At 65.7% G+C, this 15,345-nt stretch carries 18 protein-coding genes; 13 read left to right on the forward strand and 5 right to left on the reverse strand.

Features of this window, described 5'->3' with window-relative positions; translation table 11 throughout:
• Position 1: 1 nt before the first annotated feature.
• The gene (locus tag AC1DX2_RS12585) at positions 2 to 1,168 is read right to left on the reverse strand and encodes an MBL fold metallo-hydrolase (RefSeq protein WP_477196705.1); all 1,167 of its coding nucleotides are present in this window, start codon (positions 1,166 to 1,168) and stop codon (positions 2 to 4) included.
• 137 nt (positions 1,169 to 1,305) lie between these two features.
• On the opposite strand from AC1DX2_RS12585, the gene AC1DX2_RS12590 reads away from it, so the two are divergent.
• The 12 genes from AC1DX2_RS12590 to AC1DX2_RS12645 all read left to right on the forward strand — a co-directional run bounded on the left by AC1DX2_RS12590 (position 1,306) and on the right by AC1DX2_RS12645 (position 10,694).
• On the forward strand, positions 1,306 to 1,767 hold the full coding sequence (locus AC1DX2_RS12590; RefSeq protein ID WP_477196706.1) for an ATP synthase subunit I: 462 nt from the start codon (positions 1,306 to 1,308) through the stop codon (positions 1,765 to 1,767).
• 28 nt (positions 1,768 to 1,795) lie between these two features.
• Positions 1,796 to 2,692 (forward strand): F0F1 ATP synthase subunit A, encoded by an 897-nt coding sequence (gene atpB, locus AC1DX2_RS12595; protein WP_477196707.1) that lies wholly within the window; start codon positions 1,796 to 1,798, stop codon positions 2,690 to 2,692.
• A 73-nt stretch (positions 2,693 to 2,765) separates the two neighbouring features.
• On the forward strand, positions 2,766 to 3,029 hold the full coding sequence (gene atpE / locus AC1DX2_RS12600) for a F0F1 ATP synthase subunit C (RefSeq protein ID WP_477196708.1): 264 nt from the start codon (positions 2,766 to 2,768) through the stop codon (positions 3,027 to 3,029).
• A 33-nt stretch (positions 3,030 to 3,062) separates the two neighbouring features.
• Positions 3,063 to 3,533 carry a F0F1 ATP synthase subunit B gene (locus tag AC1DX2_RS12605; protein WP_477196709.1) on the forward strand — a complete coding sequence of 157 codons (471 nt, stop codon included), beginning with the start codon at positions 3,063 to 3,065 and terminating at the stop codon, positions 3,531 to 3,533.
• A gap of 24 nt (positions 3,534 to 3,557) precedes the next feature.
• Positions 3,558 to 4,088 carry a F0F1 ATP synthase subunit delta gene (locus AC1DX2_RS12610; protein ID WP_477196710.1) on the forward strand — a complete coding sequence of 177 codons (531 nt, stop codon included), beginning with the start codon at positions 3,558 to 3,560 and terminating at the stop codon, positions 4,086 to 4,088.
• A gap of 52 nt (positions 4,089 to 4,140) precedes the next feature.
• Positions 4,141 to 5,694, forward strand: a complete 1,554-nt coding sequence (atpA, locus tag AC1DX2_RS12615) for a F0F1 ATP synthase subunit alpha (RefSeq protein WP_477196711.1) — start codon at positions 4,141 to 4,143, stop codon at positions 5,692 to 5,694.
• A 30-nt stretch (positions 5,695 to 5,724) separates the two neighbouring features.
• Positions 5,725 to 6,615 (forward strand): F0F1 ATP synthase subunit gamma, encoded by an 891-nt coding sequence (gene atpG / locus AC1DX2_RS12620; protein ID WP_477196712.1) that lies wholly within the window; start codon positions 5,725 to 5,727, stop codon positions 6,613 to 6,615.
• A 55-nt stretch (positions 6,616 to 6,670) separates the two neighbouring features.
• Positions 6,671 to 8,083: a F0F1 ATP synthase subunit beta gene (gene atpD / locus AC1DX2_RS12625; RefSeq protein WP_477196713.1), complete on the forward strand. Its 1,413-nt coding sequence runs from the start codon at positions 6,671 to 6,673 to the stop codon at positions 8,081 to 8,083.
• Positions 8,084 to 8,107: 24 nt separating this feature from the next.
• Positions 8,108 to 8,524: a F0F1 ATP synthase subunit epsilon gene (locus AC1DX2_RS12630; protein WP_477196714.1), complete on the forward strand. Its 417-nt coding sequence runs from the start codon at positions 8,108 to 8,110 to the stop codon at positions 8,522 to 8,524.
• 120 nt (positions 8,525 to 8,644) lie between these two features.
• Positions 8,645 to 9,097: a YybH family protein gene (locus AC1DX2_RS12635; RefSeq protein ID WP_477196715.1), complete on the forward strand. Its 453-nt coding sequence runs from the start codon at positions 8,645 to 8,647 to the stop codon at positions 9,095 to 9,097.
• Positions 9,098 to 9,110: 13 nt separating this feature from the next.
• Positions 9,111 to 10,121, forward strand: a complete 1,011-nt coding sequence (locus tag AC1DX2_RS12640; RefSeq protein ID WP_477196716.1) for a YheT family hydrolase — start codon at positions 9,111 to 9,113, stop codon at positions 10,119 to 10,121.
• A gap of 27 nt (positions 10,122 to 10,148) precedes the next feature.
• Positions 10,149 to 10,694, forward strand: coding sequence for a DUF2946 family protein (locus AC1DX2_RS12645; RefSeq protein WP_477196717.1), 546 nt, complete (start codon positions 10,149 to 10,151; stop codon positions 10,692 to 10,694).
• A gap of 24 nt (positions 10,695 to 10,718) precedes the next feature.
• Here AC1DX2_RS12645 and AC1DX2_RS12650 read toward each other — a convergent pair whose 3' ends face one another.
• Positions 10,719 to 11,591 (reverse strand): D-hexose-6-phosphate mutarotase, encoded by an 873-nt coding sequence (locus AC1DX2_RS12650; RefSeq protein ID WP_477196718.1) that lies wholly within the window; start codon positions 11,589 to 11,591, stop codon positions 10,719 to 10,721.
• Between the two features lie 93 nt (positions 11,592 to 11,684).
• Positions 11,685 to 12,230: a c-type cytochrome gene (locus AC1DX2_RS12655; RefSeq protein ID WP_477196719.1), complete on the reverse strand. Its 546-nt coding sequence runs from the start codon at positions 12,228 to 12,230 to the stop codon at positions 11,685 to 11,687.
• Between the two features lie 145 nt (positions 12,231 to 12,375).
• On the opposite strand from AC1DX2_RS12655, the gene AC1DX2_RS12660 reads away from it, so the two are divergent.
• Positions 12,376 to 12,948: a Crp/Fnr family transcriptional regulator gene (locus tag AC1DX2_RS12660; RefSeq protein ID WP_477196720.1), complete on the forward strand. Its 573-nt coding sequence runs from the start codon at positions 12,376 to 12,378 to the stop codon at positions 12,946 to 12,948.
• 9 nt (positions 12,949 to 12,957) lie between these two features.
• On the opposite strand, the gene AC1DX2_RS12665 is transcribed toward AC1DX2_RS12660, so the two are convergent.
• Positions 12,958 to 14,265 carry a class I SAM-dependent methyltransferase gene (locus AC1DX2_RS12665; RefSeq protein WP_477196721.1) on the reverse strand — a complete coding sequence of 436 codons (1,308 nt, stop codon included), beginning with the start codon at positions 14,263 to 14,265 and terminating at the stop codon, positions 12,958 to 12,960.
• A gap of 203 nt (positions 14,266 to 14,468) precedes the next feature.
• Positions 14,469 to 15,293, reverse strand: coding sequence for an NUDIX hydrolase (locus tag AC1DX2_RS12670; protein WP_477196722.1), 825 nt, complete (start codon positions 15,291 to 15,293; stop codon positions 14,469 to 14,471).
• Positions 15,294 to 15,345: the final 52 nt, after the last annotated feature.

Here is a 15,345-nt window from a genome sequence, read left to right on the forward strand (position 1 = left end):
ATTATCGGCGTGGCGGCAGCAGCCGTGTTTCACCGATCTTCAGCACGAAAAAGGCGTCCTCGGGCAGCTGGCGGGCCTGGCGCGCCTTGGCCAGGTCCAGCGGCGGCTGGTCCAGCGGTTCGTCGGTCAGGCTGAAGGTGCCCCAGTGCATGCCCAGGCTGCGCTGGCTGCCCAGGTCCAGATGCGCCTGCACGGCTTCGCTGGGGTTCATGTGTTGCAGGCGCATGAACCAGCGCGGCTCGTAGGCGCCTAGGGGCAGGATACTCAGGTCAAAGCCGCCCGGGTTGCGCTGCGCGAAGCGCGCACGGGTGTCGGCAAAGTCCTTGGTGTAACCGGTGTCGCCGCTGAAGTACCAGTGGAAAGCGGGGCCAAACACCGCCCAGCCGCCCCACAACGTCTTGCGGCGGTCAAACAGGCCACGCGCCGACCAGTGCTGCACCGGCACAAGGTTGAACTCCACCGTGTCATCCGTCAGGGGCCGGGCACCCGCGTCCACCACCTGGGTGCGGCCATCGCCACCACGACGCACCCGCACCTGCTGCCACCAATCCAGCTCCACCACCTGGCGCACACCCAGGTCCTGCATCCAGCCCTTCAGGCCCAGCGGCACCAGGAACAGCGTCTTGCCTGGTGCGCGTTTCTCCAGCGCCTCAATGCTGCCGGCGTCCAGGTGGTCGTAGTGGTTGTGCGAAATCACCACCACGTCAATGCCCGGCAGGTCGGCCAGCGCAATGCCGGGTGGCTGGGCGCGCTTGGGGCCGGCGAACTGCACCATGAAGGCATGGTCGCTGAAGATCGGGTCGGTCAGCACATTCAGGCCGCTGGCCTGCACCAGTGTGCTGGCGTGGCCTATCCAGGTGACGGCTGGGCGCATGTGCTGCGCGTCCAGCGCGCCGTTGGTCTTGATCAGTGCCAGGTCGGGTGTCTGCGCCGGCGTGGGCTGTTGCGGCGGCTTGGGCAGGTCGGCGCGCCAGGCGTCCCATTTCCAGCGCAGCAGATCGCTGAGTGGCCGCTCTATCGTGAGTGTGTAGTTGTTGTGGAAGCCATCGTCGTCATGGTGCGGACTGGCGGGCAGCGGCTGCGCGCAGGCGCTCAACAAAGACAGTAGTGAGGCGGCCAGCACCAGCTGGAGCAGCCTGCGGCATATGGACGATGAGGAACTGGACATGTTTTCAGGTCGCGCAGGGTCCGTGCTATTACTTAGCGGGTCATTGTCGGAGGGGCTGGGTTTCTACGTATAATCAGGGGCTTTGTGACAATCTGTGCGTAACCTGGGTGTAATTTACGATGTCGAAAATTACGCCCTTGGGTTTCGAGGATGCACAAGAGGAACCGGGCTACCCGCCGCTGTCCGCCGAACAGGCGAAATTGCTGCGGTTGCAGCAACCACCGTTGTCGCCCTGGAGGGTGATCGCGGTCCAGTTGCTGGTGGGGTTGGTGCTGACCGCGCTGGCCTGGGTCTGGACGGGGCGTTCCAACGCTGCTTGGTCGGCCGGTTACGGCGCCCTGGTGGCCATCATTCCCGCCGCCTTGTTTGCGCGCGGCTTGATGAGCCGGTTTGCTTCGGTGAACGCCGTGATGGCCGGCTTCGGGTTCTTTGTGTGGGAGATGGTCAAGATTTCCGTCAGCGTCGCCATGTTGTTTTTGGCGCCGCGCGTGGTTCCGGATCTGGACTGGTTGGCGCTGCTGATCGGCCTGATCCTGACCCTGAAAGTGTATTGGGTGGCGCTGTTGATGCGCCCGAAGGCGCGTCGCAGCGCCGCTTAACGAAGTTTTATTGAATAGAGTCGACGACATGGCACCTGTAGAACAAGCCGCTGCCGGCCCCTCGGCCAGTGAATATATCGTCCATCACCTGACGCACTGGCAGAACAAGCCCATGGGCGACAACATCGTGGACTTCACGGTGTTCAACATCGACTCCATCTTCTTCTCCGTGCTGATGGGTGTGCTGGGCTGCTTCTTCCTGTGGAAGGCGGCGCGCAGGGCCACGGCCGGCGTGCCCGGCCGCTTCCAGGCCGCGGTGGAAATCCTGATCGAGGTCGTCGACGGCCAGGCCAAATCCATCGTGCACAACGCCACCAGCCGCAAGCTGGTCAGCCCGCTGGCGCTGACCGTGTTCGTCTGGGTGCTGTTGCTCAACGCCATGGACTTGCTGCCGCTGGACCTGCTGCCCTGGCTGTGGGGCCATGCTTACGAAAAGATCACCGGCCACGAGGCCGCCCACGCCTATCTGCGCGTGGTGCCCTCGGCCGACCTGTCGGTCACCATGGGCCTGGCGCTGGCCGTGCTGCTGATCAGCCTGTTCTACAACATCAAGATCAAGGGCCTGGGCGGCTGGGGCCACGAGCTGGTCACCGCGCCCTTCGGCACCAGCAAGAACCCGGTGTTCGCCGCCATCCTGGCCGTGGTCAACCTGGCTGAGCAACTGATCTCCTTCACCGCCAAGACGGTGTCGCACGGCATGCGGTTGTTCGGCAACCTGTACGCCGGCGAACTGATCTTCATGCTGATCGCGCTGCTGGGCGGCGCCTGGGTCGGCTTTGAGCCGACCAGCATCGGGCTGGCGTTGTTGCACATCGCCTCGGGCTGGCTGTGGGCCGCCTTCCACCTGATCATCATTTTGTTGCAGGCCTTTGTGTTCATGATGTTGACGCTGGTCTACATCGGGCAGGCGCACGACGCCCACTAAGGCCTCAGGGTTTCAGTTTTCGGTTTGGTTTTTTTCTTAGTTCGTTAGTTAGTTTTCTTCTTAAGGAGTCATCATGGAAGTCATCAGCTTTGCAGCCATCGCCGCCGGCATCATCATCGGTCTGGGCGCCCTGGGTGCTTGTATCGGTATCGGCATCATGGGCAGCAAGTACCTGGAATCCGCTGCCCGCCAACCCGAACTGATGGGCGAGCTGCAGACCAAGATGTTCGTGCTGGCCGGTCTGATCGACGCCGCCTTCATTATCGGTACCGGTATTGCCCTGTGGTTCGCCACTGCCAACCCGTTCCTGGCGCAAATTTCCCGTCTGGTCAAGTAATCCCATTGACCATTTCGCTCTGGAAGTAAGACCATGAGTATTAACGGGACACTGATCGTCCAGATCATCGTCTTCATCCTGCTGGTCGCGTTCACGATGAAGTTCGTCTGGCCGCCCATCGCGGCAGCCCTGGACGAGCGCGCCAAGAACATCGCCGACGGCCTGGCCGCTGCCGACAAGGCCAAGGCCGATCTGTCCGCCGCCAACAAGCGGGTGGAAGACGAGCTGGTCAAATCGCGCACCGAGACCACCGCACGCCTGGCTGACGCCGAGCGCCGCGCACTGGGCATCATCGAAGAAGCCAAGGCCAAGGCCAACGAGGAGGGCGCCAAGATCATTGCCGCCGCCAAGTTGGAGGCCGACCAGCAGGCTGTGAAGGCCCGCGAAGCCCTGCGCGAGCAGGTGGCTGCGCTGGCCGTCAAGGGCGCTGAGCAGATTCTGCGCAAGGAAGTCAACGCTTCCGTGCACGCCGAGCTGCTGGGTCGCCTGAAGACCGAGCTGTGACGCGGCAGGAAAGGCATCAACACCATGGCTGAAACCGCCACCATTGCCCGTCCTTACGCGGAAGCGCTGTTCAAGGCGACCGCGGCCGATCTGGCGTCCACCGCCCAGTGGGTGGACGAGTTTGCCGCCATCGCCGCCAACCCGCAGCTGCTGCAGTTCGCCGACAACCCCAAGGCCAGTGCCGAGCAGGTGTTCGACGTCTTTGCCGGCGTCGTCAAGGCGCCGTTGAACGACGCGGCGAAGAACTTCCTGCGCACCGTCATCGCCAACGGCCGCCTGGCTGTGTTGCCGGAGATTGCGGCGCAATTCCGCGCGCTGAAGAACGCCCAGAGCGGCTCCAGCGACGCGGTGGTGCACAGTGCTTTCCCGGTGGAAGGCGCCGCATTGGCCGAAGTGGCTGCCACGCTGGAAAAGCGTTTTGGCCGCAAGCTCAACGTCACGGTGCAACTGCAGCCTGAGCTGATAGGTGGCATTCGCGTGGTGGTCGGCGACGAGGTGCTGGACACCTCCGTCAAGGCCCGTCTGGAACAAATGAAAGTGGCGCTCACGGCCTGAGGCGTTTGCCCTCGCGCTGTGGACCCTCAACCCTAGAAAGAAGGAAAGAGTCATGCAACTCAATCCCGCGGAAATTTCCGAGCTGATCAAGAGCCGCATTGAAGGCCTGTCGGCCAGTGCCGACATTCGCAACCAGGGCACCGTGGTGTCGGTGACCGACGGCATCTGCCGCATCCACGGCCTGTCCGACGTGATGCAGGGCGAAATGCTGGAGTTCCCTGCCGGTGCCGATGGCTTGCCCACGTATGGCCTGGCGCTGAACCTGGAGCGCGACTCCGTCGGTTCCGTGATTCTGGGTGCCTACGAGCACATCTCCGAAGGCGACACCGTCAAGTGCACGGGCCGCATTCTGGAAGTGCCGGTCGGCCCCGAGTTGAAGGGTCGCGTGGTCAACGCGCTGGGTCAGCCTATCGACGGCAAGGGCCCGATCAACGCCAAGATGACCGACGTGATCGAAAAGGTCGCCCCGGGCGTGATCGCCCGTGAGTCCGTCAGCCAGCCCATGCAGACCGGCCTGAAGTCCATCGACTCCATGGTGCCGGTGGGTCGTGGCCAGCGCGAGCTGATCATCGGCGACCGCCAGACCGGCAAGACCGCCGTGGCCATCGACGCCATCATCAACCAGAAGGGTCAGAACATGACCTGCGTCTACGTTGCGATCGGCCAGAAGGCCTCCAGCGTGAAGAACGTGGTGCGCTCGCTGGAACAAGCCGGCGCGATGGAGTACACCATCGTGGTGGCCGCCACCGCTTCGGAATCCGCCGCCATGCAGTACGTGTCGGCCTACTCCGGCTGCACCATGGGCGAGTATTTCCGCGACCGTGGTGAAGACGCGCTGATCATTTATGACGACCTGTCCAAGCAGGCCGTGGCCTACCGTCAGGTCTCGCTGCTGCTGCGCCGCCCGCCAGGCCGCGAAGCCTACCCCGGCGACGTGTTCTACCTGCACAGCCGCCTGCTGGAGCGCGCCGCCCGCGTGAATGCCGACTACGTCGAAGCCTTCACCAAGGGTGCCGTCAAGGGCAAGACCGGTTCGCTGACGGCGCTGCCCATCATCGAAACGCAAGCCGGTGACGTGTCGGCCTTCGTGCCCACCAACGTGATCTCCATCACCGACGGCCAGATCTTCCTGGAAACCTCGCTGTTCAACGCCGGCATCCGCCCCGCCATCAACGCCGGTATCTCGGTGTCGCGCGTGGGTTCTGCCGCCCAGACCAAGCTGGTGAAGAACCTGTCTGGCGGTATCCGTACCGACCTGGCCCAGTACCGTGAGCTGGCTGCGTTCGCGCAGTTCGCCTCCGACCTGGACGAAGCCACCCGCAAGCAGCTGGACCGCGGTGCCCGCGTGACCGAGTTGCTGAAGCAGGCCCAGTACAGCCCGCAGCCCATCAGCATCATGGGCGCCACGCTGTTCGCGGTGAACAAGGGCTTCCTGGATGACGTGGACGTCAAGAAGGTGCTGGCTTTCGAGCACGGCATGCACGCCTACCTGAAGGACAAGCACGCCGCGCTGCTGGCCAAGCTGGAAGCCGACAAGGCCATGGACAAGGATGCCGAAGCCGAATTGACCGCTGCCATCACGGCGTTCAAGAAGTCGTTCGCCTGATTTCCGACCTGACGACTCAAGGAGCCTTGTATGGCAGCAGGTAAGGAAATACGCGGCAAGATCAAATCGGTGGAAAACACCAAGAAGATCACCAAAGCCATGGAAATGGTGGCCGCCTCCAAGATGCGCAAGGCGCAGGAGCGGATGCGCGCTGCACGCCCGTACAGCGACAAGATCCGCAACGTCGCCGCCAACTTGGGCCAGGCCAACCCGGAGTACACCCACCCGTTCATGCAGACGAACCAGGCCAAGACGGCCGGGTTCATCGTCGTCACCACCGACAAGGGGCTGTGCGGCGGCATGAACACCAACGTGCTGCGCGGCGTCACCGGCAAGCTGCGTGATTTGCAGAACGCCGGCGTGTCCGCGCAGGCCGTGGCCATCGGCAACAAGGGCCTGGGCTTTCTGTCGCGCGTCGGCGCCAAGGTGGTGTCGCATGCGACGCAACTGGGCGACACGCCGCACCTGGACAAGCTGATCGGCCCCGTCAAGGTGCTGCTGGACGCCTACACCAAGGGTGAAGTCAACGCGGTGTACCTGTGCTACACCCGCTTCATCAACACCATGAAGCAAGAGCCCGTGGTCGAGCAGTTGCTGCCCTTGTCGGCCGACAAGATGCAGGCCGACGCCAAGGCTCACGAGCAGGCCACCGGTGCCAAGCACTCGTGGGACTACCTGTACGAGCCCGACGCGCAGACCGTCATCGACCAGCTGCTGACCCGCTATGTGGAAGCCCTGGTGTACCAGGCGGTGGCCGAGAACATGGCGTCCGAGCAGTCGGCGCGCATGGTGGCCATGAAGGCCGCCACGGACAACGCCGGCAGCGTGATCGCCGAGCTGAAGCTGGTCTACAACAAGACCCGCCAGGCCGCCATCACCAAGGAATTGTCGGAAATCGTGGCCGGTGCCGCCGCCGTGTAAGCGGCAGCCAGACCCACAGGTATTCAGTTAAAAGTTTTAATTATTGGAGCGACAAATGGCTCAAGCAAATGCAGTGCAAGGCAAGATAGTTCAGTGTATCGGCGCCGTGGTGGACGTGGAGTTCCCGCGCGACAAGATGCCCAGCATCTATGACGCCTTGAAAATGGAAGGCTCCACGCTGACGCTGGAAGTGCAGCAGCAGCTGGGCGACGGCATTGTGCGCACCATTGCACTGGGCTCGTCCGACGGCCTGCGCCGCGGCATGATGGTGTCCAACACCGAAAAGCCCATCATGGTGCCGGTGGGCCAGGCCACGCTGGGCCGCATCATGGACGTGCTGGGCGCGCCCATCGACGAGCGCGGCCCAGTTGATGCCACGCTGCACATGTCCATCCACCGCAAGGCCCCCACCTATGACGAGCTGAGCCCGTCGCAGGAACTGCTGGAAACCGGCATCAAGGTGATCGACCTGGTGTGCCCGTTCGCCAAGGGCGGCAAGGTGGGCCTGTTCGGCGGCGCCGGCGTCGGCAAGACCGTGAACATGATGGAACTGATCAACAACATCGCCAAGGCGCACAGCGGCCTGTCGGTGTTCGCCGGCGTGGGTGAGCGCACCCGTGAAGGCAATGACTTCTACCATGAGATGGCCGACTCCGGCGTGGTGAAGCTGGACAACCTGCCCGAATCCAAGGTGGCCATGGTGTACGGCCAGATGAACGAGCCCCCGGGCAACCGTCTGCGCGTGGCGTTGACCGGCCTGACGATTGCCGAGTCCTTCCGCGACGAAGGCCGCGACGTGCTGTTCTTCGTCGACAACATCTACCGCTACACGCTGGCCGGCACCGAAGTGTCCGCGCTGCTGGGCCGCATGCCTTCCGCCGTGGGCTACCAGCCCACGCTGGCCGAGGAAATGGGCCGCCTGCAAGAGCGCATCACCTCCACCAAGGTGGGCTCCATCACCTCCATCCAGGCCGTGTACGTGCCGGCCGATGACTTGACCGACCCGTCCCCCGCCACCACCTTCGCCCACTTGGATTCCACCGTGGTGCTGTCGCGCGACATCGCCTCGCTGGGCATCTACCCCGCCGTGGACCCTCTGGACTCCACCAGCCGCCAGCTGGACCCCAACGTGGTCGGCGAAGAGCACTACACCACCGCCCGCGCCGTGCAAGGCACGCTGCAGCGCTACAAGGAACTGCGCGACATCATCGCCATCCTGGGCATGGACGAACTGGCCCCTGAAGACAAACTGTCGGTGGCCCGCGCGCGCAAGATCCAGCGTTTCCTGAGCCAGCCGTTCCACGTCGCCGAAGTGTTCACCGGTTCGCCCGGCAAGTACGTCACGCTGGCTGAGACCATCCGCGGCTTCAAGATGATCGTCAACGGCGAGTGCGACCACCTGCCCGAGCAGGCCTTCTACATGGTCGGCACGATTGACGAAGCCTTCGAGAAGGCCAAGAAGGTCTAAGCGGCAGCCTCTGAAAGCCACACCATGAACACCATCCACGTCGATGTGGTCAGCGCCGAGGAGTCCATCTTCTCCGGCGAGGCGCGCTTTGTTGCCCTGCCGGGTGAAGCCGGCGAACTGGGCATCTACCCGCGCCACACGCCGCTGATCACCCGCATACGCCCCGGTTCGGTGCGCATCGAGCTGGCCAACGGCAATGAAGAGTTCATCTTCGTGGCCGGCGGCATCCTGGAAGTGCAGCCCAACGCCGTCACCGTGCTGTCCGACACCGCCATCCGCGGCAAGGACCTGGACGAAGAAAAGGCCAACGGCGCCAAGGCCGCGGCCGAAGAAGCCATGAAGAACGCCAAGAGCGATGTGGACTTTGCCAAGGCTGCATCCGAGCTGGCCGTCATGGCAGCCCAGATCGCCGCTTTGCGCAAGTACCGGCAAAAGAAGTAAGCAGCGCCGCCCGCGCGACGCTGCCCGGACCAGCCCCGCTCCCACCGGACCGGGGCTTTTTCTTTGGGCGGCGTCAAAAGCGCGGCACAATGGACCCAACCCCCCGCGATTCAACCCACCATGCCAAGAGCCAAGCAACAGCTCGCCACCCTGGGCGGCAGCGCCGACGATGTGGAGGCCGCGTTCTACGAGGCCCTGCAGACGGCCGACATCGACAAGCTGATGGCCTGCTGGGCCGACGACGACGAGATCGTCTGCGTGCACCCTGGCGGCCCGCGCGTGGTCGGGGCGGGTGCGATACGCGCCGCCTTCGACGCCATGTTCAGCAACGGCAGCATCGCCGCCGTGCCGCTGCAGGTGCGCAAGGTGGAGTCGTTGGCCAGCGTGGTGCACAACGTGCTGGAACGCATCGCCGTGATGACGCCGCAGGGCATGGTGGACGCCTGGGTGCTGGCCACCAACGTCTACCACAAGACGCCGCAAGGCTGGCGCATGGTGGCCCATCACGCCAGCCCCGGCACGCAGGACGAGGCGCAGGAACTGCACGACGCGCCACCGCAGGTGCTGCACTAGGAGCCGTTCCCCGTTGAACTACAGCGCCCCCTGGTGGTTGCCCGGCGGCAACCTGCAAACCATCTGGCCGCCGCTCTACGCGCGGCGCGTGTTCGGGCCGCACCCCGAGTACCGGCGTGAGCGTTGGGACACGCCCGATGGCGATTTCATCGATGTGGACTGGCTGCAGACGCAGGCCGGGGCCGCACCGCAAGCCCATGCTGCACAGCCGCACACCCAGGCAGGTTCACCCAAGCCGCTGCTGGTGCTGTTCCACGGCCTGGAGGGCACCTCGCGCAGCCAGTACGCCGAGGCCTTTGCCGATTTCGCCCGCGAACGCGGTCTGGACTATGCGGTGCCGCACTTCCGTGGTTGCAGTGGCGAGCTGAACCGCGGGCCACGCGCCTACCATTCGGGTGACCATGAAGAGATCGGCTGGATACTGCAGCGCTTTCGGCAACAGCGCAGCGGCCCCCTCGTGGCGGTGGGCATCTCGCTGGGCGGCAACGCCCTGCTGCGCTGGGCCGAGGAGATGGGTGAGGCCGCCAGCCAGGTGGCCGGCACCGTGGCCGCGGTGTGCTCGCCGATCGATCTGGCGGCCGGCGGCTGGGCCATAGGGCGTGGCTTCAACCGGCTGGTCTATACCCGCATGTTCTTGAACACCATGAAGCCCAAGGCGCTGCGCAAGCTGGCGCAGTTCCCGGGCCTGTTCGACCGCGAGGCGCTGGTCGGCGCGCGCGACCTGTACGAGTTCGACAACGTCTTCACCGCACCGCTGCACGGCTTCAAGAACACCGAGGACTACTGGGCGCGCGGCTCGGCCAAACCGCACCTGCACCGCATACGCATTCCCGCGCTGGTGGTCAACGCCCGCAACGACCCCTTCGTGCCGGCCTGGTGCCTGCCGCACCAGAACGAGGTCGGGCCCTGCGTCACGCTGTGGCAGCCGGCGCATGGCGGCCATGTGGGTTTTCCCAAAGGCCCTGTTCCCGGCCATGTCAGGACCATGCCCGACGCCGTGGGCGGCTGGCTGTTCGGACAATAGGCGCTCAACCGGCCGCGAACTCCCCCCATGGACGACATCGTCAAGCAAGCCCTGATCAAGTGGCCTAATGTGCCGCACTGCTACGGCTGGCTGGGGCTGGACGCGCGCGGCCACTGGTACCTGCGCGACATGGCCGCACAAGCCGCTGGCGCCTTTGCCGGCGGCGCGCCGGGTGCCAAGGGCGACCTGCTGGCGCACGAAGGCCTGATGGCCTTCATCAACCGCAACTACGCGGCCGATGATGCCGGCCAGTGGTTCTTCCAGAACGGGCCGCAGCGGGTGTACGTGGAGCTGGAGCTCACCCCCTTCGTCTGGCGCGTGAGCGCCGACTTTTCCGTCACCGCCCACACGGGTGACAGCGCGCGTGCCCAGCGCTGCCTGGTGGACGAGCATGGCCGCGTCTTCATCGAGGCTGATTTGGGGCTGGGGCTGGTGCACACGCTGGACGTGGGCCTGGCCGCCGAGGCGGTGCAAAGCGGCCTGTGGGTGCCCAAGGATGTGTTGGCGGCCGAGTTGCCGGCGCATTTTGGCTTTGTGGCCAGCCCGCAGGCACGCCACAACGTTGCTGGTTGAGCCCGGCCGGCTTGGCGCCGCGCCTCAGTTCGCCAGCGGCTCCAGGCTCAGCGTTTGCGTCAACCGGTGCTCGGCACCGGGGGCCAGCGTGATGCGGTCCTCGCCCGCATTGGCCACTTCGACGCAGAAGAAATGCGGCCATTGGTCGGCGCCCACGTCGGCCATGGCGGCGGCCTGCTCCGCCCCTGGGTTCCACACCACCACCGAGTGGCTGCCAGATGCGCTGATGGCGATGCGCCGGCGCCAGGCCGGGTCGCTCAGCATGTAGCGGCCGCTGGCCTGGGCGTAGATGCGATCGCAGGCGGTGTCCAGCGCGAAAGGCTGCTGTTGCAAGTGCTCACTGTCGCCCTGCAGCTTGTCGCGGTAGCGCAGGCCTTGCAGGCCTTCTATCGCCACCTGGCCGGCATCACCCACCGCAAAGTAAGTGTGCAGCCCCTGGGTCAGCACAAAGGGGGCGGCGCCGTGGTTGCGGGTGTGCAGGGTTTGCGTCAGCGTGGCGCCCAGTGTCAGTGTCTGGCTCAGGGCCAGCCCTGCAGCCCAGGGGCTGGCCGCGCCATCGGCAGGCACCAGGCGCAGTTGCACCAGGTCATCCGTGGCCTGCACGTCCGCCAGCTGCCAGGCCGCATTGCGCACCGGGCCGTGCTGGGCGCCGCCCTCGGGCATGCCCTGCTTGGCAAACCAGGGCCAACACACCGGCACGCCGCCGCGGATGGCGGCGGGCAGCGGTTTCAGCCGGGGTGACAGCCAGAACACCTCGCGACCGCCCTGGGGCGCCCACGACAGCAGTTGGCCGCCATGCCAGGCCACAAAGGCACTGCCGTACCGGGTGGTGATGCGCAGACCTTCCAGTCCGGCGTGTTGTGAGGGGCTCAGCTGAGGGGGCAGGTCGGTCTTCATGGGCGGTTCAAGGCAGGGGTGGTGCCTGGGGTGGCCAACAAAAAAAGGCCGGTTTGTGACCGGCCTTTTGGGGGAACTGCGTTGCGATGCCTCTTACTTGCTGGCCGCCGGGGCTGCGGCCGAAGCGGCACCTGCGGCCGCCGGAGCAGCCGGTTGCGGGAACTTGGCGCCGCCGGCGTTGGCCATGTAGACCACGGCGCGGGCCACTTCCACGTCTTCAAAATCGCCACCGCCCTGCGCGCCCATGGCGCCCTTGCCCTTCAGCGCGGAGTGCAGCAGCGTGTCATAACCGGTCTTGATGCGCGGGCCCCAGGCGGCGGCATCGCCCAGCTTGGGGGCGCCGGCCACACCCGCGCTGTGGCAGGTGGTGCACTGGGCCTTGAAGACGTCTTCGCCACTCTTCAGAACGCGGTTGGCGTCGCGAATCTGCACCAGGCCCACCTTTTGGATGCGCTCGGCCACGGATTTCTCGTTTTCCACCGCACCGGGGGCCGTCTTGTTGGCCGAGGTCACGTAGTACACCAGGCCGATGATGGCGAACACCGGCACCACAAATGAGAAAAACACGGCCAACAGCAGTTGCTTCGGCGTCTTGATGGGGCCGGTGTGTTCTTCTTCGACGTGGCTGTTGTCGCTCATGGTGTCCTCGAAAATGCAGGGGGCTGGAAAATCAACCGCCGATTATACCGGGCACCCCCCACCCGGGCCGGCGCCCAGCCAGCGCCAGCCATGGGGCAACAGCTGGTTACGCGCGGGTATGCCGGGCGGTGTACCATGCTCAGCCATGAAAGTCGATCCGGCCATCATCGCGCTCGCCGCCGAGAACGTGCGGGCCGAGATCATCAGCGACAAAGGGCCGACGCTGAAGCTGGACCCGGCCATCGTGCAGAAAATCAAGGAAAAGGTGCCGGTCTTTGCCGGCATGAGCCTGGAATGCCTGCTGCGCACGCTGGCAGTGGCCGAGTACTACCCGGTGACCGCCGACGAGGTGGTGTTCACCGAAGGCGACATCGGCGACTCCTTTTTCGTCGTCGTGGCCGGCGAGGTGCGGGTGGAAAAGCAGCGCAATGGCCGCGCCGTGGAGCTGGCCCGGCTGGGTTCCGGTGAATGCTTTGGCGAAATGGCCCTGGTGGGCCGGCATGTGCGCTCGGCCACCGTGCGCGCGCTCAATGCCGTCAGCACCATGCGCTTTTACCGCGAGCGGGTGGACGCCAACCCGGAAAGCGCCCACCTGATCTACCGCAACATCGCCCGCATCCTGGCCGGCCGGCTGGACGAGTCCAGCGAAATGCTGGCCGAACTGGTCGGTGGCCGGGTGGATCCGGTGGACGTGGCTATCTCCACGTCGCGTGGCTGACCACCGGCGTCAACGCCGGTACAGGTCGGCCCGCGTCAGCGGCAGCGCGGGCTCCAAGCCGCGCCGCGACGCCAGGATCTGGTAGATGCCGGTGCTGCCGTTGTCGAACTCGCGTGCGCAGGCCGCCATGTACAGCCGCCACACCCGGTAGGTGGGTTCGTCCACCTCTTGCAGCGCCGCTTCGCGTTGCGCCTCCAGCCGCTGCACCCAGTGGCGCAGCGTCAGCGCGTAGTGGCGGCGCAGCGCCTCCACGTCCTGGATCTCGAAGCCGGCGCGCTCCATGCCCAGCTGGATGTTGCTGACGCAGTCCAGCTCGCCGTCGGGGAAGACATAGCGGTTGATGAACTCCGAGGCCACCGCGTCGTGGTTCCAGCCTTCCTCGTCGTGGGTGATGCCGTGGTTCAGAAACAGGCCGCCGGGGCGCAGCACGCGCTGCACCGTGGCCAGGTAGGTGGGCAGCTGCTCCAGGCCCACGTGCTCGAACATGCCCACGCTGCTGACCTTGTCGTACACCGCCTCGCCGGGCAGGTCGCGGTAGTCGCGCAGTTCCAGCGTCACGCGGTCCTGCAGGCCCAGGCTGGCGATGCGCGCGCGCGCATGGTCCAGCTGGCGCTGGCTCAGCGTGATGCCATGGGCCTGCACGCCGTGGTGTTGGGCCGCCCAGCACACCAGCGCGCCCCAGCCGCAGCCAATGTCCAGCAGCCGCTCACCAGGCTGCAGCCGCAGCTTGCGGCAGATGTGCTCGAGTTTCTGCCGTTGCGCCTGGTCCAGCGTGTCGTTCTCGTGCTGGAAATAGGCGCAGGAATACACCCGCAGCTCGTCCAGCCACAAGCCGTAGAAGTCATTGGAGACGTCGTAGTGGAAGCTGATGGCGGCGCGGTCGGTTTCGCGGTTGTGCTCGTGGGCAAAGCCGCGTGCGCTGCGTTCGGCCGGGCTGTGCGAGGGCAGCTTCAGGCTGTCCAGCAGCAGCGCGAGCTTTTCCCGCCAGGGCAGGGAGATGGTCTCGAAATGCTCCTTCAGCGCCAACGCGCTGTAGAGGTCGCCCTCTACGTCCACCTGGCCCCTGAAGTAGGCGTCGGCCAGCGCCACCGGGTTGCCGCGCGTGATCAGCCGTCGCAGCACCGAGGGGTCGCGCAGCACCAGCGTGAAGGCCGGAGTGCCGCTGGTCAGCGGCAGGAACTTGTCGTTCCACAGCTTCAGCGCAGCTTGGCCGTTGAAGCCATGCAACAGGCGCTTGAGGATGCGCAGCGCCACCTCGGCGTGCGCGCTGGAGACGCCAGGAAAAGCGCCGGGTGAGGTGGTAGAAGTCGCTGCCATGCTTCACTCCTTTCTCTGCACCGCCCGGCCTGTCAAACCGGGGCTGCCCGGGGCCGCCATGGCCCCATGCCAAAGTTTTACCGCGCGCCCGAACGGTGCGCAACCGGGGTTGTGTAAACCCTTGGTAATCGTCTCGGAATTGGCCGGATGGCGCTGTGTGCCGCCACACACAGGGCTGTAAAGCTGGGCCAGGCTGTTGCCGCTCAGCGCCAGGCCGGGCCGAAGAAGCCTTCAAAGCCCTGCGGTGGCTCGGCCCGTCCATTGCGCACCACCAGCCGGGTGGTGCCGGGCATCACGCGGTGCGTGTCGGGGTTCAGCGGGTCGCCCGGGTAGGCCATCACGCGCAGGCCATCGACGTCGGTGACATGCGGGCGCACCACGTGGGGCGGTCGGCCGGCGGCCTCGGCCAGCACCGAGGCCACGCTGGCATGGCTGGCCAGGTGCGACAGGCTCATCAATTGCGGCGCCATCACCGCGATGTCGCCCTGCCAGTAGCTGTGCAGCGCCGCGTGCGGCGTGAACCATTGGCTGTGCACCGCCTCGTGGTTGTCGTGGCGGGCGGTCTGCGCCGCTGGCATGCGGGCGACGAAGAAACGGGTGTCGAAGCGCCGCGTGGGGGAGGAGATGGAATTGGGTGGCGTCACCCAGCGCGACCAGGGCAGCAGCTGCCGGGTGTCAACCTGCAGTTGCTGGCGTTGCAGCAGGTCGTAAAAGTGCTGCCCCATCTCGACCGTGGCGCCTGGTGCCAACAGCACGCCGCATTCCTCGAACACCTCGCGCGCGGCTGCCAGGTAGATGCCGGCCGCCGCCTGCGGGGCCAGCTCGGCCTGGTCCAGCGCGGCGTGCAGGGCGGGCGGCGCCTGGTCCAGGTGTGCCAGCAGTTCGGGCCGGGCGTCGGCGGCGTCCACCTTGCCGCCGGGGAACACATAGGCGCCGCCGTAGCCGCCGGACTTTTCATGCCGCTGCACCATGAACACTTCCAGGCCCTGGGCGCCGTCGCGCAGCAACAGCACGGTGGCGGAGTCCACGGGGTGTTTGGGAAAGGGGGCGGGTGGCGGGGTGTCTTGCATGCGATGGGCG

The sequence above is a fragment of the Hylemonella sp. P2_B10 genome (assembly GCF_056404875.1).

Bases quoted from the DNA above. Each gene is read 5' to 3' on its own strand.
- AC1DX2_RS12585 (WP_477196705.1), bottom strand. From the start codon at position 1,168: ATGTCCAGTTCCTCATCGTCCATATGCCGCAGGCTGCTCCAGCTGGTG.
- atpB (WP_477196707.1), top strand. From the start codon at position 1,796: ATGGCACCTGTAGAACAAGCCGCTGCCGGCCCCTCGGCCAGTGAATAT.
- atpE (WP_477196708.1), top strand. From the start codon at position 2,766: ATGGAAGTCATCAGCTTTGCAGCCATCGCCGCCGGCATCATCATCGGT.
- AC1DX2_RS12605 (WP_477196709.1), top strand. From the start codon at position 3,063: ATGAGTATTAACGGGACACTGATCGTCCAGATCATCGTCTTCATCCTG.
- AC1DX2_RS12610 (WP_477196710.1), top strand. From the start codon at position 3,558: ATGGCTGAAACCGCCACCATTGCCCGTCCTTACGCGGAAGCGCTGTTC.
- atpA (WP_477196711.1), top strand. From the start codon at position 4,141: ATGCAACTCAATCCCGCGGAAATTTCCGAGCTGATCAAGAGCCGCATT.
- atpG (WP_477196712.1), top strand. From the start codon at position 5,725: ATGGCAGCAGGTAAGGAAATACGCGGCAAGATCAAATCGGTGGAAAAC.
- atpD (WP_477196713.1), top strand. From the start codon at position 6,671: ATGGCTCAAGCAAATGCAGTGCAAGGCAAGATAGTTCAGTGTATCGGC.
- AC1DX2_RS12630 (WP_477196714.1), top strand. From the start codon at position 8,108: ATGAACACCATCCACGTCGATGTGGTCAGCGCCGAGGAGTCCATCTTC.
- AC1DX2_RS12635 (WP_477196715.1), top strand. From the start codon at position 8,645: ATGCCAAGAGCCAAGCAACAGCTCGCCACCCTGGGCGGCAGCGCCGAC.
- AC1DX2_RS12645 (WP_477196717.1), top strand. From the start codon at position 10,149: ATGGACGACATCGTCAAGCAAGCCCTGATCAAGTGGCCTAATGTGCCG.
- AC1DX2_RS12650 (WP_477196718.1), bottom strand. From the start codon at position 11,591: ATGAAGACCGACCTGCCCCCTCAGCTGAGCCCCTCACAACACGCCGGA.
- AC1DX2_RS12655 (WP_477196719.1), bottom strand. From the start codon at position 12,230: ATGAGCGACAACAGCCACGTCGAAGAAGAACACACCGGCCCCATCAAG.
- AC1DX2_RS12660 (WP_477196720.1), top strand. From the start codon at position 12,376: ATGAAAGTCGATCCGGCCATCATCGCGCTCGCCGCCGAGAACGTGCGG.
- AC1DX2_RS12665 (WP_477196721.1), bottom strand. From the start codon at position 14,265: ATGGCAGCGACTTCTACCACCTCACCCGGCGCTTTTCCTGGCGTCTCC.